This window comes from Companilactobacillus heilongjiangensis (assembly GCF_000831645.3).
GTDB classification, from domain to species: Bacteria; Bacillota; Bacilli; order Lactobacillales; family Lactobacillaceae; genus Companilactobacillus; species Companilactobacillus heilongjiangensis.
In genome coordinates, this window is sequence record NZ_CP012559.1 from 2,081,349 (window position 1) to 2,098,447 (window position 17,099).

Consider the following 17,099-nt stretch of genomic DNA (forward strand, 5'->3'; position numbering starts at 1 on the left):
AATTCTATTATTTCATTAAAAATCTGTTTATACTTCTAGGATACATCTACATTCCATATTAAACATTGATTTATACAATTAAAAATCAAGTACACAGATATATCCAGAATATCAGATACAAGAGCTGGAGGTTGCCAGTGATTGTGGCGTTACGGCTTTAGCCGTTACACCACGGACGACTTTTGAGACGCGGTTTTCGGCTCAAAAGCGAGGCGCGAGACCTTGGCTCGCACCGGTCCTCACAGCGAACCCCAATCACTGGCAACCGGAAGCGGCATATTTCAAAACCAACATCTTTTATTCAAGTTTAATATAGAAGAATATAAGATACAAAACACTAGCTTTATTAAAAAATTGTTGCTACAGTATGGTTAACTAAGGAGGTTTTGTGTGTATGAAAGTTCTTATTATTGGTGCCCATGGTAAAGTTGGTCACCTACTAATCGGAGAGTTACAATCAAGAAACATCGATTTTGTTGCTGGATTGCGCAGTCAAGAACAGATCAAGGCCTACAACGATAACAACATTGAAACTCAATTTATTGATTTAACAGCATCCCTCGACAGTATCAAGGATTCAATTGAGGCTTCAGGAGCGGATGTAATTGTCTTTTCAGCTGGTGCTGGTGGCGCTGGTTCAGATTTGACTTTGCAAATTGATCTCGACGGTGCCATTAAAACAATGATGGTTGCCGAAGCTATTGGTATCAAACGTTACATTATGGTTAGTTCAGTCTTTAGCGATAACCGTAGCAAGTGGGATGCTTCAGGTATTAAGCCATACATGATTGCCAAGCATTACGCTGACGACCATTTGCGTGGCACTAACCTCGATTACACCATCATTCACCCAGGTGGTTTGACCGATGAAGATGGTACAGGCAAGATTAAATTGCTTGGAAATAACGAAATTGGCAATATCCCTCGAGTTGACGTTGCACGTGCCTTGGCATTGATTATTCAAAATCCTACAACAATTGGAAAAGAATATACCTTTGCTAGTGGCGACACAGCGGAAGAAGATATTTTCAGATAAAACAGAATTAATTGAACCTTGAAAAGAGGCCCTTCACAGCATTAGACCGTGAAGGACCTCTTTTTCTTCGGAATTTTGGGTATTGAAGTGAGATTTTGACTTATTCTTTTTGAATGCCATGTTCAATTTCCGAATTATATTGTATACATTTTATATAATTATTCGTATTTTATTTGTAATTTGGCATAAAATCTGTAATACTAATGGAGTAATCGATCAAAGGCTGAACGATTAACCGAGTTATATAAATAAATGTTCATAATTATATTCAAGCAATAGTTAAAAAAGTAACTCAGTTATCAAAATATACTAACCGGAGGTTGACAGTGATTTTGCACGCTGTGGAGGTGGCGTTATGGCTTTAGCCATTACACCACAGGACGAGTTTTGAGACGCGGTTTTCGGCTCAAAATCGAGGGTCGATACCGCACTTCGGCTCGAGCCGGTCCCATAGCGAGCAAAAATCACTGTCAGCCTCCGGCGGCAGCCTTTAGATAAATTAGGGGGTTATTATCGTGCAATCTGATGCAAATCTCAGCTTTATTGAAAAAGTTTTCCATCTCAAAGAAGCTAATACAACAATTCGACGTGAAGTCTTAGCAGGCCTAACAACTTTCGTATCCATGGCTTACATCCTTTTCGTCAACCCGCAGGTATTAGGGGCTGCTGGTATGGACAAAGGTGCTGTTTTCACGGCAACTGCCCTGTCGGCAATTCTAGGATCCATATTAATGGCATTTCTAGCCAACTATCCAATTGCGATTGCGCCAGGACTTGGTGACAACGCGTTCTTCACCTACTCAGTTGTTTTAGCCATGGGAATTCCTTGGCAAACTGCAATGGCTGGAGTTTTTGCTTCCAGTATTTTATTCCTGTTAATCTCCGTTTTAAAATTACGTGAAATAGTGATTGATTCAATTCCTCGCGACTTAAAACTTGCGATGGCAGCTGGTATCGGACTGTTCATTGCGTTCGTTGGTTTACAAGGTGGTGGCCTAGTTGTCGCCAGCAAATCAACTTTAGTCGAAATGGGTTCATTGACTGTTCCCACAACTTGGCTAACAATTTTCGGATTAATCGTTACTGGCCTCTTGATGGCTAAAAAAGTCCCTGGCTCAATTTTTATCGGTATGGTATTAACAACCATCTTGGGACTATTTACCAAATTAATTCCTTTGCCAAAACAAATTATTTCCACGATTCCAAGCATGAAACCAACCTTTGGAGTCGGAATTGCCCACTTGCCTGATCTCGCTAATCCACAACTTTGGGCAGTCGTTCTAGTCTTTCTGTTAGTCGCATTCTTTGATACTGCTGGGACTTTGATTGGTTTGGCTGAACAAGCTGGATTTATGAAAGACAACAAAATGCCTCGTATCGGTCGTGCTTTGATGGCAGATTCAATTTCCATGGTCGGTGGTGCAGTCATGGGAACAACGCCTACATCAGCTTACGTGGAATCATCCGCAGGTATCGCAATCGGTGGCCGAACGGGTTTAACATCATTGGTCGTCAGTATCATGTTTGCTTTAGCAATGTTCTTCTCACCACTCTTGAGCGTCGTTACTTCCAACGTTACCGCACCAGTTTTGATAATCGTCGGAATTTTAATGGCTCAAGCGATGAAAGAAATCGACTGGAGTAAATTTGAAATTGCCATGCCAGCTTTTCTGACAATCGTTGGTATGCCGCTAACTTATAACATTTCTTATGGTTTCGCATTCGGGATTCTCTTCTACCCTCTAACAATGTGGGCCGCAGGTCGTAGAAAAGAAATTACGCCAATTATGTACATTCTCTTCTTTATCTTTATTATCTTGCTATATACAATCAATATTTTGCCAGCTAAATAGCGATGTCATCATAAACTTGGAACAAAACATAAATTTTTCCGCTTAAAACAAATAGGGACTACAATCCGATTTTTGGATTGTAGTCCCTATTTGCCTTAATGCTCGAAAGTTGACCATGTTCTGTCCCACTCTCTAATCTTCAAAATTAATAAATTGTAATCTAATGGCATTTAGCACAGCAATAATCGTCACACCAACGTCCGCGAACACTGCCTGCCACATATTGACCATTCCCAAGGCTCCTAAGAGTAAGAATAAAATCTTAATCGTCAAAGCAAAGGAAATATTTTGCGTAACAATTTGGCGAGTTCGTTTGGCAATCTTCATTGCACGTGCAACTTTGGAGGGCTCATCACCCATGATAACAATATCGGCTGCTTCAACGGCGGCGTCTGATCCCAATCCACCCATTGCAAATCCGACATCAGCAGTAGCTAAAACGGGCGTATCGTTGATACCATCACCCACGAAAGCTACACTCTTGTTATTTTTATGCGATGTTTTCAAAAGATTATTGACGATTTCAACTTTATTTTCGGGTAATAAATTCGTATATACGGCGCTCATCTTTAATTTATCTGCAATCGTCGTACCAACTTTTTCGTTGTCACCCGTCAACATAACTGTCTTTTTAATACCACGATTATTCAACAATCGAATAGCTTCGGCAGCGTCTTTTTTAGGTTCGTCTGCAATCACGATATCACCCCAGAACTTACCCGCTACAGCAACGTAAACAATCGTCCCAACCGACTGTGCTTCAATAAATTCGACGCCATTAGCTCGCATAGCTTTGGCATTACCGACAACCACAGTCTGACCGGCAACTTCAGCACTCAAACCATGCCCAGCTTGTTCTTCTGATGAATCAATTGGCAAAATTTTTCCTGTATAAGCATTCAAAATTGATGCAGCAATCGGATGCGTCGAATTCTTTTCGACACTGGCTGCCATCTGCAATAGTTCATCTTTAGTAACATCAGCTGTCGGTGTAACTTGAATAACCGAGAACTTACCTTTAGTCAAAGTCCCAGTTTTGTCAAAAGCCACCGTATCAACATTGTTCAAAGCTTCTAAATAATTACTACCTTTGACCAAGATACCTTGTTTCGAGGCTGCCCCAATTCCACCGAAGAAACTCAATGGCACCGAGATAACCAACGCACACGGACACGAAATCACTAGGAAAATCAGTGAACGATAAACCCAGACATCCCAAGCACCATGCATTACAAGTGGTGGTAAGATTGCCAACGCTGCAGCTAAACCAACAACAATTGGCGTGTAAATCTTGGCAAATTTCGTGATGAATTTTTCCGTATCAGTCTTTTTACTGCTGGCATTTTGAACCAGATCCAAAATTTTAGCAACTGTCGAATCACTGTAAACCTTGCTTACCTTGATTTGAAGCGTCCCATTTTGGTTGATTGAACCACTCAATGCTTGGTCGCCCACTTTGATATTTTGTGGCATCGATTCACCGGTCAAAGCTGATGTATCAACGGATGATTGTCCTAAGACAACTGTCCCATCAAGCGGAATCTTTTCACCCGGTTTAACTAAAATAATCTGGCCAATTTGAACTTCACTGGGATTGACTACCCTAGTTTTATCATCCAACTTTAATGTGGCAAAAGCTGGTTTAACTTCCAATAATGCCGAAATTGATTTTTTCGAACGGTTGACGGCAACATCTTCAAAGACGTTTCCCAACTCGTAAAACAACATTACGGCAATTGCTTCCGGATACTCTCCAAGAATAATTGCCCCAATCGTAGCGATACTCATTAAAAAATTCTCGTCAAAAATTTCACCATGAAAAATATTTTTAACAGCTGTATAGACGATTCTAGCGCCAATCACTAGATATGCCAGAATAAAAAATCCCGCATTAATTGGTGCTGGCAACAGCCTACTGGAGCCAACTAGTAGTAGAATGAAAGAAATTAACAAACGAATAATGGTTAACTTAGTTTCTTTGCTTAATTCATTTTTAATACGTTTGCGTATTTTTTTAACTTTATAATCAGTTTGGACATCGTATAATTTCATCGAGCTATCCTCCTTGAAAGGGTTTACATGCTCATCTGAATATATGAGCAATCATTCATATATAAATTATAATATAATAGGTCGTAATGAATTTCAACCTAATCTAACCTTATTTGACAAGAGGACAATTTATGCCAGAACAAAATTTTGAAGCAGAACATCAAGCAGCTTTGCATAATTTAAAAGAAAATCTTCCTAATGACGATGACCTCGATGCCATGGTCAATATTTTTAAAGCCTTCGGCGATATGACACGGGTAAAAATAATTCTTGCCTTAGCAAAAACACCATTAAGTGTTGGTGAGATTGCGGACACCCTTGATATGAGCCAATCTTCAATCTCCCATCAATTGAGTATTTTAAAACAACTCAATCTTGTTTCTAACGCGAGACGAGGACGTAACATTCACTACCGTTTGAGTGATCAGCACATCATCACTATTTTTAAGCAGACGCAAGAACATATTATTGAAGATGAGAATGACTTTTAGACTGCCAAGAGATTGGTAGTTTTTTTTTGCGCAAAAAAAGGTAGGTTCCCCTACCCTAAGCAACAACTTCCACATTGCGAACATCCCCTAAATGAAATGTCTTACCATTATCCAAATAGAACAAGTCATCATTATAACCGCTAACTTCTCCGGTTAAATCTGCTTCAACTTGATTATCCGTATCGCAAACATTGAGTTGCACTTTAACTATTTGATTGTATGTGAATGATTGCATCAAAAACTTGGTTATTTCTGCATCCGATTGTTCTTGTCGTAATTTATTATGATGCTGTATTTGTTTCATTTGTCGATTCAAAGCCGCTGTGTGGTCTGATAGATAAAACCCTTGCCACTTCATTTTGCCGCGATCGTGATAATAATTATCAAAAAACGATTGGACAGTTTCAGAATCGTATTCGTATTTACTATTCATCTTTATGCCGTCTTTTCTGTATTAATTCTTGTTTCTCGGGCCATTTCTGCCCTACAAATCCATCATACGTGATTGAAAATTTATATTGTTCCATAATTTTATCAATTATTTTTTCCAAATATGACAACCGATAATCTTCAACTGTGTGTAGGGGAATCGAATGAAGTCTTTTGCCACGTGGTCGGATGTTGATAAAGAAATTATACGTCTGGTCATAGTAGTCATTGACCACTTGCAAATAATACTCGGTATCTCTTTTTCGCGTAAAGTTTTGCTTGATACGTTCAAGAATAATTCTTAAGTCTTTATTCATAGGCATTGCCGCCATTGTGACCGCCAACTAAAGTAGCCCGATGGATTGCAGTGCCCCCTTTCAATAAACTATTCGCATATACTATCGACTCAAATCCATACCTAGCTCGAATCTCATCGATGATAGATAGTTTGTCTTCTGCTTGGCATTGTTGCTTAACAGGCGTGAAGAAATTCAGTTGTTGAGCTTCCTTATTGACCAGTTTGGACGTATACACTGCCAAATTACGAACCGGTTGTCCTTGCCAATAATTCTCAAATAAGGCAATCAAAACTTCTGCTATATCACGGTCATTATCGGTATGATTTAGATTACTAGCAACGCTGAAGCCGCCACGTTCACCTTCAACACGCGCTGCATAGGCATATGTCACGCTTAAATATAGACAGCCGGTCTGCTTATGATGATGCCGCAAGCGTGAGGCAACTTGTTGGCCCATCTCTTTGATGACTGTTTCAATCTCGGACTTTTGGAAATAGTCCCTTGGTAAGACTTGTGAGTTGCCAATGCTGTGATTCTTTGGGGCAATATTGTCTGACAAACGTGTTCGATCAATTCCCCAGGCAATCGCAAAAATTTGTTCACCGATTAATCCTAGTTCTTGTTTCAAATAAAACGGATTGGTAAAGGCTAATTCCTTCATAGAGTGGATTCCCAAACGGTTGAGCCGTTTCTCGGTTCGTTTGGCAATACTCCAGACGTCAGTCATATTTTTAATAGTCCAAATCTTTTCGGGAACTGTTTCATAATGAATTTCTCCCATTAATTCAGGGTCATGCTTAGCATAAATGTCTAAGGCAATCTTTGCCTGCACTGGATTGTCACCGATACCCACTGTGGTATACAAACCTAAACGCTTACGAATAGTTTTTTGAATTAAACGTGCTACCTCTCTAGGACTGTTGCCGAACAGATGCCATGATTTAGTCATATCAAGAATCGATTCATCAATCGAGTATGGCCAAACATCACACTCAGCCGCAAATTCTCGAAAGATATTATTTATTTGTAAATTCCGTTTGATATAGAGGTTCATCCGTGGTGGGACAACAATCAAACGTGGATCTTGTGGTAGGTTACGTTGACGAGAAACATTTGCTTGGAGATGAAAGATTTTCTTAGCCATCGGTGAAGTGGCAAGTACCAAGCCGCCATTGGTGTTGTCAGCCTCACTCATTACAACTAATAATTCTTTCAGAGGATTGAGACCACGCATAGTTGCCTCAACACTGGCATAAAACGATTTATTATCAATCAAAAAGAAAACACCATGTGGTTCTTTGCTGTAATCCATCGCTTTACACCTCCTATTTTGTTTGCAAGTTCATTATACGAACATACGTTCTGACTTGTCAATAACTAATTTTAGAATAATAAAAACAGTAACCCGATTTGGATTACTGTTTTTATTTTCCAATACTGCTACTTGCTAAAAGAGTTGCCATTTGAATGGTTGCCGGATAGTAGTCTTTTGTCGACATCTTCCCCGTCAAAACCTTAGTATAACGAACTTTTAACTCTGGATTAGCAACGACTTGTGCTGCATAAGCTACCGGTGTTGTGAAAGCCGCATTCGTGTAGTCTCCAACTGGATCACCATTCAATTTATAGATGGCCGTAATTTGCTTCTGATCAGCGAAAAATCTGCACATCTTTCTGGCAATTTGCTTACTACTTTGACTGTGGTATATCTGATAATCATATGCCACCCGCCAAGGAACTCGACACGCATTGAAACCATACTGATTGTCATGTTCTGAGGCCACTTCTTTAGCACCAATCTTGCCAGTCTTCAACTTCGAGCCTGTAACTGTTACAAAATCGGCCATTAAACCTGTCTCTTGCTGATCACTCAACCTCTTCAAAACTATCTGACTGTTCTGAGCGACTTTAGTCCAACTGCCATCATTGGTATAGCTGGCAAATTTACGGAAATAAGCTGTCATTAAATCTGACGTCCGTACCACTGTTGCAGACTTTGGACCAGTTGCCCAGTCACCAACTTTTGGCAATTTAGTCGTAGGATTAATTTCTTTTTTCTTAATCGTCGTTAATAACTTTTTAGCCAAACGATTGTACTTAATTTCACCCTTACTGCCCCAACGTTCGTCTGCCAAAATCAAAGCATAAGCAATATCTAAATCGCCGTCGGTTGCACTAGTTTTTTCTTCCTTGGTGCTGGTCATGGCAATCCCTTTATGATTTTGACGCCAAGCCATCAGTGGATTGTCAGAACTAATTTGATGTCTTACATAGTAACGGGTCAACTGGTTAAATGTTTTTTGACTGCCAAAATCTTGTTGAGCCGCCATAACTGTAATCAACATCCCATAACCCTGTGCTTCAGAAAGTGTCTGATCTTTAGAATTCTTATTATTAGTTTTGACAAATTCTTGTTGCTTGTTGCCTCGTAAATAGGCTTTCTTCCAAATCTTATAGTGGTCTTTCACGACTGCAGTACTAACGCTGGACGTACTACGAGGCGAATAAGTATTGTATATTGCTATACCAATTGCCAAGGCGACCAAAATAATTAGGCCACTGATCATCCATTGATACTTATGACGTTTCATTTTGCCAGCCTCCATCAAAATCTCTGAGTCTTATACCACTTCGTCTGCTTTTTCCCAGTTAGCTTGTCCCGCAACATGTCGTAAATTGCCACGATTGAGACGACCACAAAGAGTTGTGCATACGTAAAGTACGAAATTAGTGTGTAAAAAAAGTTTGTTACTGTCGCTTGACCATAATCGCTGGCCAAAGCAATGTTCATTTGCAACAAATACAAGAAGAACATCAACAGCCAGTTAATCATGAATAACACTGACAACGGTGCCCCTAGTGAAACTAATTGATGCATCTGTGGAAAAATCGTTCGAATGCCACCCAAGCCAATGTTAATCAGAAAAATCACATTCGAAATAATGATGGCCGCATTGAACCAGAAGAAAGTACACAGATAGTAACCAACTTCCAATTTAATCCGCCAAGGTGTTTTATCAAATAAGTGTTTCATATTATCTAAAATAACCTCGTAGTTACCACGAGCCCAACGTTTCCGTTGATTGTAGTAAGCAAATAATGTTTCCGGTTCCTGTTGAAAAGCCTCTGCCCTATGAGCCAAAGCAATCAACTTTCCTGCTCGCATCAAACTAAAGGAAATAGCTGTATCCTCAGTCAGAGCGCCATTATTCCAGCCGCCAATCGACTGAACGATTTTTTTATTAATAATAAAGTTAGTACCGGGAATTCGGCCAATCTTAAATAATTGCCACAAGCCAGTATGTTGAATTCTTTGCGTATTAACGATTTCCAAATTAATACAACGTGACAAAAAATTCTGTTGATAGTTCCGGGTCTTATTACGACCAAAGGCAGCCGCATAACGCTCGGGATTTTCCAAAACTTTTTGAATCAAGAAATACAGCGCATTCTTTTCTGGTGCTGCATCAGCGTCATATACGCCCAAGTATTCACCGGTTGAAATTTTCAGCGCATCGTTTAGAACGCCAGCTTTTCCACCGCTACCAGTCCGTTCAATCACTCGGAAATTATTGTTGAAATACACCGACATCGCCATTAATTCTCGAACTCGGTTCGCCGTTTTATCGTTACAATTATCGGCATAAACTAGCAATTCAACTCTATCCTTGGGATAATTTAAATTCAAAATAGCTTTAACGGTATCTTGAATAACAAGTTCCTCATTGTGAGCTGGTACGACAAGCGTTACTTTCGGATAGCGTTTCAAAGGTGGCAAATTATCAATATCGGTATGCTGCATGTGCTTAAAAATAAAGATAACGCCACCACTAATAGTCACGATAGTCATAACAATCGACAGCCAAATCGTGATAATTGCGATGACATATAACCAATCAATCATGACGTTTGTCCTCCGTATTGAAGCAGCGGATAGTCTTTTTAAAAATTATCCACCAGCAAATTGACAACACCAATACGACGATGCCAAACGAAATTGTCACGATCAAACTAACCGGAAAGAGCCATGCAAAACTTCCTAATCCCATTTGATCACTTCCTATAAGTATTCTTTAACAATATCAGTCTCAGCGCTACGCTCTAATTGTGCCAGCGTATCTTCAACGTTACGGTTCTTAACCCTATCTTGTGACGAGTACGTAATTTGTCCCATCCGCAATACCAAGGCATTACGGGCTAAACCAAACTTTTCAGCAATGTCATCGATATGGTCTTTAATCTTCTTTTTCATGATTGGGGCGTTATCTGTCCCCAACATTGGCGAGAGAATTACGAACCGACCAGTCCCAATATAGTAAAGACTATCAGTCGTAAATAACATCCCCATCAAATGTTCCGCAGTTGTTCGTAACAACTCATTGAACCGTTGCTTGCCTAAGAAATTAATAATACTTTCCAAAAAGTCGATTTTAACCATCGTCAAAGTGAAACGATAATCTTCTTCATGGTAGAAAACCAATTTCAATTCTCGAGCCACCGCAATATTCAAGGCACGCTCATTCAGAGCCCCGGTTACGAATTCCAAATCAGGCTTATTTTGCTGCAACTGTTCCAACTCTTGTGACAAAGCTCTACGTTTCAAAAGCTGATGGTACAACAGATACATCCCATAAGTTGTTATCGGCGTAATCGTCAATAAAGCAATTGCTGGCCAAAAATACATCATCCGTGTGTATGGCAACACCAGCATAAAACCGCCGGCACACATGCTAACAAACGACAAGACACTGCCCAAAATAATATATGTACTATGTCCCAAAACCAGTCCCAGGATAAATACTCCCGATACGATTAGAAAGTTTATCCACGATCCATCAATAACACTCAAATAAAGTAACGTGTATTGGTAGACCAAGATTAAAACCATACCGATAAAAATTAGATTATCAACAGATTTTTCTTTCATAAGTTCTTCCTCAATATATTCATGATATCTCCCCATCATTCTACTTATAATTCACATAGCTGTGTGCACTTTTTTGTAATTCTTTTCAAAAATATTTTTATAGTTTTTTTAGATAACTGACAGACAAATATCGTGGAAATAATTTCTATTTATGGTGATCAATCTAGCACCAATTGGCAGATTTACAACTATTTAGACACACAGATAAATTAAGCATGTCTTACCAATACCTAAATCATTCTCAAATTTGATTGTAATTATAAGTAACGTACAGATAACCTAGCCAGTGGATGCCCGTGATTTTGCCTGCTGTGGTAGTGGAGTTGGGGCTTTAGCCCTTACTCCACAGGGCGAGTTTTGAGATTCGCGCACTTGGCGAAGCTCAAAATCGAGGTTCGAGACCGCCTTTTGGATCGGACCGGTCCTCATAGCAGGCAAAAATCACGGGCATCCGCTGGCGGCATTATTTCAAAAAAACAAAAGGGATGTGAAATTATCACATCTCTTTTTTAACGATATTCAATATTTCCGGTTGGTGCTGGATCAAGTCCTAAGTTGTCACGAATTTGATCAGTTACTCGTTGCAATTCATATTGATCCACAACTTCCATATCCTGCTCATCAATTTCAGTACTCTCACCTTGTAAATGAGTTTGACTGATTTCCTTACGAGCTAGATGGTACTTCTGAGTAATATTCTTGAAGTCCTCAAACGTCATATCTGTCTGTGTCTGATCTGACAATGAATCCACAAAGTCCTGATTCAACAAAGTTGCCATTGATGTACTCTTCAAAACCAAAGCTGTTAGAACTGCACGTTGTCTCGATTGACGGCCGTAATCTAAATTAGGGTCCTCATGTCGCATACGTGTATAAGCTAAAGCCTTTTTACCGTCCATCAACGTCTTATGGTCTTTCTTGAAACTGTAACCTTCGTATTCAAAATCCATTGTTGGCGTAACTTGTACCCCATTTACCTCATCAATAACTTTTTCCATACCACCCATATTGATCAAAATATAGAAATCAATTGGAATATTTAAAAGTTTCTGCACAGCTGTAATGGCCATTTTTGTCTGTCCCATTGAATAAGCTGCATTTATTTTTGATGGTCGACCGTAACCTGGAATATTCACTGCGGTATCACGAGGAATACTCGTAATTGTCGTCTTATGTTTATTCGGTTGTAGCGTTATAACCATCATGCTATCTGTCCGACCACGGTCATTTCGTCCCAAAGCCCCAGTATCAGTACCCATTAGGAGAATTGAAATTGGTCGTTTATTTTTTAACTGATCTGCACCATTGCGTTGCTTTACCACACCTGAGTCGTGATAAGTGCTGTCAATCGCCTTCTTTACACCACGATATCGGGTCATACCATAGGCAGTTCCGCCAAAGATTAAAAACAAAATGAAAATAATCAAGGTATATCCCAAAACGTGTCTTTTAGTTTTCTTTTGCATGTCTCAATTTTCCCCTCAACTTATTCACTAATTCGACTTTCAAAAATACTAACAATATTAGATAAAATACTATCCCTATTAAGATTTCGCCCGCTAAGGCCAACCAATTTTCTGCCCAAACGATGTCCAAGCAATAAACCAGTCCAAACATCCCCAAACCTGCCAATAGATACTTGTGAATATCGGTGAAAAGCTTGCGATAACTAATTTGCTTACGAACACTCCACAACTGGTATCCGGTCACTGCCACTTCGGAAATAACTGTGGCAATGGCCGCTCCGACTGCACCATACGCCATAATTAACGGAATATTGACAATCAGATTAACTATGGCGCCGACTACTACCGAGATGGTGAAGGCCTTATTCTGCTTCGTTGGCAATAAATACTGCAATCCTAAAGCATTGCTCCAAGCAATCAATAGGATAACGACCGCTTCAATCATCATAATCGGCACTACGCTGATGAATTGCTGGGTGAAGAATAATGGTACAAATTTGGAAGTAACTGCCGCTAAACCAAATGTCATTGGTACGGATAACGCCGTTACAAAGGCAAAACTTTGATACAGACATTCACGCGTTTTCTCATGTTCTCCTTTAGCAAAAGCATGGGCAACGTGTGGTAACATCACTGTTCCGGTCGCTGTAACAACAGCCAAAACTACTTTGATCATCTTGTCTGACTGGTCAAAATAACCAGCTGCTTGGATTGAAGTCATCGCACCCAACATAGTTTTATTCAAAACAAGATAAATCTGAGTTGCAATTTGGGGAATAAACAAGACAGCCGCTGGCCAAAAGTGCTTGCCTAACTGCAATGTCTTGAATGATACTTTCCCTAAATATTTGGACAAACTGGGAAATAATAACAAGTTTCCTAGTAACAATGACAGCGACAAAATCAAAATATAAATCGCCAAGTCATTGGTCGTTTTGACAAAAATGAAAATACTTATCAATGTCAAAATTCTGATAACTAGGTTTCTGAGAACTGTCACCGCAAAGTTTTCCACGCCCATGAAGAACCAAGAAATATCAAACGCTGCTGCCAATAGTGATACGGCTTGTGCTAAGTAAAAGACTTTATACTCCGGAGTCAAGAGGATAAACAGTCCAAAAGCCAAACAAGCTAACAAAATCATCCCTAATCTCAAGAGAAAAATTTCGTAGAAAGTTTTGGTCAATTTAGCTTGATTATCTCTGACAAAAGCAATTTGGCGATTACCATACAAGCTGACACCGATACTTCCAAACAAGATAAAGTATTGAACGATAGAATTGGTATATGCGTTGATCCCCACTCCTTTTGGACCCAAAACACGAGCTAAATATGGAGTCGTTATTAAAGGCACTATCAAAATAAACACTTGATAAGAAGCATTGTAGAGATAGTTTTTAACAACACGCATATAATTTATTCTCCAAATTCATCTTTTACGACTTGTAAAGCAGCGGCAATTGTTTGATCCATATTGTAGTAACGATACTGCCCTAAACGCCCGCCGAAGAATACTTGTGGATAATCAGCTTGTGCCAATTGTACGTATTCAGCGTATAGTTCCTGATTACGTTGATTGTTAACTGGATAATATGGATCATCTCCACGTTGCCAAACTTCAGGATATTCACGTGTAATAACAGTCTTATTAGGGTCGCCTTTTCCAAATTCAAAATGCTTATGTTCAATGATTCTGGTAAAAGGAGTTTTGGCATCGGTATAGTTAACAACCGCATTGCCCTGATAATTATCTTGATTCAAAATTTCAGTTTCAAAACGAAGACTCCGATATTCCAATTCACCCAATCGATAATTGAAGAACTGATCGATCATCCCTGTATAAATAATTTTGGCGTCAGATTGTAAATATTCTTCACGATGACTGAAGAAATCAGAATTAAGTTCGACTTCAATCAAGTCATGATCTAAGAGTTTTTCAATAATCTTCGTATAACCACCGACAGGAATCCCTTGATATGGGTCGTTGAAATAGTTGTTATCGTATGTGAAACGAACTGGCAAACGACGAATGATAAAGGCTGGTAAATCCTTAGCTGACTTACCCCACTGCTTTTCGGTGTAACCCTTAACTAATTTTTGATAAACGTCTGGTCCAATCAACGAAATAGCTTGTTCTTCCAAGTTCTTAGGCTCACCATCCAAGTTAAACAGCTGCTTTTGTTCAGCAATTTTGGCCTGAGCTTCAGCCGGAGTAATCACGCCCCAGAGCTTGTTGAAAGTATTCATATTAAAAGGTAGATTATAAATTTCACCATTATAATTGGCGATTGGACTATTAATATAATTGTTAAAGTCAGCGAATTGGTTCACGTAATCCCAAATTTCTTTCATATTCGTATGGAAAATGTGGGCACCATATTGGTGAACCTGAATCCCAGCAACTTCTTTGGTATAAATATTGCCACCAATGTGGGATCTCTTTTCGATAACTTTAACTGAATGGCCTTTTTTGGCAGCTTCATGTGCAAAAACTGCTCCAAAAAGTCCTGAGCCAACTACTAAATAATTCATTAGACACTTCCTTGGGTTAAATTTTTTCGTTTAAAACATTCGGTGAATAAGATTAGGAAAAACGGATTATAAGCTAATTCAAGCATGTGATTTTCAATCGCCCCGGAAATAAAAATGACCAAGAGAATCACTAGCAAATATCGGTCGGTCGTTTTTTTGACCATCATGGAAATAATCAGGATTGTGACAACCAAGCTGACCACGCCGTACATCAATAACAGCCGTAAATACGAAGAATCGATGAAAACGTACTTGCTGAAGAGTGCATTAAAGTTCAAACCAGTCGGTCCACCTAAGCCATTTTGGAGAATGTTGCTACCAAAGGCGTGGATACCATATTCGTGGATAACCTCGTTCACAATTGAAAAACGTCCTGACAACAGATGATTCAAAAGATTTAGAAATTGGCTGCCAGGATTGTAAATATATGTTAAAAAAATCATCACCGTAGCACCGATAATTGGAGCTAACCACGTAATTTTTTGTAGATAATTCTTTCTATCCCATTTAGCGAGATACATGCCGATTGCCAACAACAAACTACAGATGAAATTCAAGCGAGCGTTGGTCTGGAGATAAACCCAGTAACTAATCCCCACCATGAACAAAAAATCTTTCCAATTGAACTTATCCTTACGTAGATACGCTAAACTGGCGAGAATATAAAACACGTGCGCCGCAAAGTCGGTTGGATAAATGATGCCCAATGATACCCGTGACAGACCATCGCGGAAATAGACATAATTGGGAATCACGCCCTTAAGCGCTGAGAAAATAATCAGAACCATCAGGCCTACTGAGATAAATAAATAAATTTTATTGATCAGCTCGCCATTAACATTGCGACTGGAAATCATGAAGATAAACATTGAAACCAACGACGTACTTTGTGATTGTCGCCACGAAAGAACCAGAATCACTAATATTACTACGTAAAGTCCCAGTTCTTTGACACGGTATTCATTCAAAAAGACTTTCAAAATGAACAGTCCGAGGGCAAACGCCACCACTATTTTGTTCATAGCATCAGTTGGTAATAATTCATTAAACGCTGACGAGTTGACGATTCCTGTTATCAAAACTAAGACGTAACCGAAAATAAAGAGCCAACCGTCAAATTTTTGTAATTGTTTTTTTGTTAACATTGTTCAATTTTCGGATTAAACGTTAAGCCTGCTAGGGTTCCTTTGCATAAAACGCTTAGTTTCAAACGCTTAAATTCATTCTCTGAAAACATGATGCGAAAGCCCCAAACAATCCGTCCGCACAGTGCTCGCATAACTGGTACAATCCCTTTTTGACGATTCAAATACAGACGATTGCGGTAGTTATAAAAGTAACGTTGAATCCGACCTTGATTGGAATTTTCGCCGAGGATATTGATGCCGACGTTTTCACCCATCTTGTGTAAAATCCGTGCATTCATAACTTGAATACCTAGAAAACCTTGGTGGATAACGCGATTGGTATACTCGACATCGTCACCCCAGATGAAAAAGTCTTTAATTGGATAACCAGTTTTTTTGATAGCCTGACGTGAGAACATCACAGCTACAAATGATGCTTCTTCAACGCAACGAATCTTTGAATCAGTCGGTTGATTTCTAGCCAAAACTGGTAAATTCATCTTTGCCAAAGTACCGTCAGTCCAATACACTTGCCCGATAGCAAAACCGATTTTACTGTTGTCAGCCAACGTATTGCCGAGTAACTCGAGCGCGCCCGGTTCAGGAATCGTGTCGTCATCCATGATCCAAACATAATCACTCTCACTGTTCTCGATAAACTGCTTCATACCAACGTTAAAACCACCGGCACCGCCAACATTTTCTTCCAAATTAATTGCTTGAACACTTGGCAGCTTTTTAAGATAATCCTTAGTTCCATCGGTACTTGCATTGTTGATTACAAAGATATTGTTTAGATCAAAAGTGCTTAAGGCCTCCAGACATTCTTTCAACTTATCAAGTCGATTAAACGTGACCACTACAGCATCGATTTTCAAAGGCAGTTC

General features: G+C 39.4%; 15 protein-coding genes. 3 read left to right on the forward strand and 12 right to left on the reverse strand.

Translation table 11 applies throughout. The annotated features are described in order from the left end of the window. Nucleotides 1–394 precede the first annotated feature (394 nt). A complete protein-coding gene (locus JP39_RS09320; protein WP_041501482.1) occupies nt 395–1,036 on the forward strand; it encodes an SDR family oxidoreductase in 642 nt (213 codons plus the stop codon). A 515-nt stretch (nt 1,037–1,551) separates the two neighbouring features. After that, nucleotides 1,552–2,889 (forward strand): NCS2 family permease, encoded by a 1,338-nt coding sequence (locus tag JP39_RS09325; RefSeq protein ID WP_041501481.1) that lies wholly within the window; start codon nt 1,552–1,554, stop codon nt 2,887–2,889. A 132-nt stretch (nt 2,890–3,021) separates the two neighbouring features. Here the strand turns inward: JP39_RS09325 and JP39_RS09330 are convergent, their stop codons facing one another. Next, a complete protein-coding gene (locus tag JP39_RS09330; protein WP_041501480.1) occupies nt 3,022–4,941 on the reverse strand; it encodes a heavy metal translocating P-type ATPase in 1,920 nt (639 codons plus the stop codon). Nucleotides 4,942–5,072: 131 nt separating this feature from the next. On the opposite strand from JP39_RS09330, the gene JP39_RS09335 reads away from it, so the two are divergent. After that, nucleotides 5,073–5,432 carry an ArsR/SmtB family transcription factor gene (locus tag JP39_RS09335; protein WP_048699360.1) on the forward strand — a complete coding sequence of 120 codons (360 nt, stop codon included), beginning with the start codon at nt 5,073–5,075 and terminating at the stop codon, nt 5,430–5,432. A 55-nt stretch (nt 5,433–5,487) separates the two neighbouring features. Here the strand turns inward: JP39_RS09335 and JP39_RS09340 are convergent, their stop codons facing one another. The 11 genes from JP39_RS09340 to JP39_RS09390 all read right to left on the reverse strand — a co-directional run bounded on the left by JP39_RS09340 (nt 5,488) and on the right by JP39_RS09390 (nt 17,090). Next, nucleotides 5,488–5,865, reverse strand: a complete 378-nt coding sequence (locus JP39_RS09340; protein WP_041501479.1) for a hypothetical protein — start codon at nt 5,863–5,865, stop codon at nt 5,488–5,490. Beyond that, entirely contained in the window at nt 5,858–6,178 is a 321-nt protein-coding gene (locus tag JP39_RS09345; RefSeq protein ID WP_041501478.1) for a hypothetical protein, read from the reverse strand. Before JP39_RS09345 ends, JP39_RS09340 begins: the two co-directional genes overlap by 8 nt. Next, the gene (locus JP39_RS09350) at nt 6,171–7,472 is read right to left on the reverse strand and encodes a Y-family DNA polymerase (RefSeq protein ID WP_041501477.1); all 1,302 of its coding nucleotides are present in this window, start codon (nt 7,470–7,472) and stop codon (nt 6,171–6,173) included. Before JP39_RS09350 ends, JP39_RS09345 begins: the two co-directional genes overlap by 8 nt. Nucleotides 7,473–7,584: 112 nt before the next feature. Next, entirely contained in the window at nt 7,585–8,751 is a 1,167-nt protein-coding gene (locus tag JP39_RS09355) for a family 8 glycosyl hydrolase (RefSeq protein WP_041501476.1), read from the reverse strand. Between the two features lie 14 nt (nt 8,752–8,765). After that, nucleotides 8,766–10,064 (reverse strand): glycosyltransferase family 2 protein, encoded by a 1,299-nt coding sequence (locus JP39_RS09360; RefSeq protein ID WP_041501475.1) that lies wholly within the window; start codon nt 10,062–10,064, stop codon nt 8,766–8,768. Nucleotides 10,065–10,220: 156 nt separating this feature from the next. Then, entirely contained in the window at nt 10,221–11,087 is an 867-nt protein-coding gene (locus JP39_RS09365) for a diguanylate cyclase domain-containing protein (protein WP_041501474.1), read from the reverse strand. Between the two features lie 509 nt (nt 11,088–11,596). Beyond that, entirely contained in the window at nt 11,597–12,553 is a 957-nt protein-coding gene (locus JP39_RS09370) for an LCP family protein (protein ID WP_048699362.1), read from the reverse strand. After that, on the reverse strand, nt 12,537–13,964 hold the full coding sequence (locus tag JP39_RS09375) for an oligosaccharide flippase family protein (RefSeq protein WP_041501473.1): 1,428 nt from the start codon (nt 13,962–13,964) through the stop codon (nt 12,537–12,539). The genes JP39_RS09370 and JP39_RS09375 overlap by 17 nt, the downstream gene beginning before the upstream one ends. A 5-nt stretch (nt 13,965–13,969) precedes the next feature. Further along, nucleotides 13,970–15,085: a UDP-galactopyranose mutase gene (glf, locus tag JP39_RS09380; protein WP_041501472.1), complete on the reverse strand. Its 1,116-nt coding sequence runs from the start codon at nt 15,083–15,085 to the stop codon at nt 13,970–13,972. Next, nucleotides 15,085–16,230, reverse strand: coding sequence for a hypothetical protein (locus JP39_RS09385; RefSeq protein WP_041501471.1), 1,146 nt, complete (start codon nt 16,228–16,230; stop codon nt 15,085–15,087). The genes glf and JP39_RS09385 overlap by 1 nt, the downstream gene beginning before the upstream one ends. After that, complete coding sequence (locus tag JP39_RS09390) at nt 16,224–17,090, reverse strand: glycosyltransferase family 2 protein (RefSeq protein WP_041501470.1); 867 nt, start codon at nt 17,088–17,090, stop codon at nt 16,224–16,226. Before JP39_RS09390 ends, JP39_RS09385 begins: the two co-directional genes overlap by 7 nt. Between the last annotated feature and the right edge of the window lie 9 nt (nt 17,091–17,099).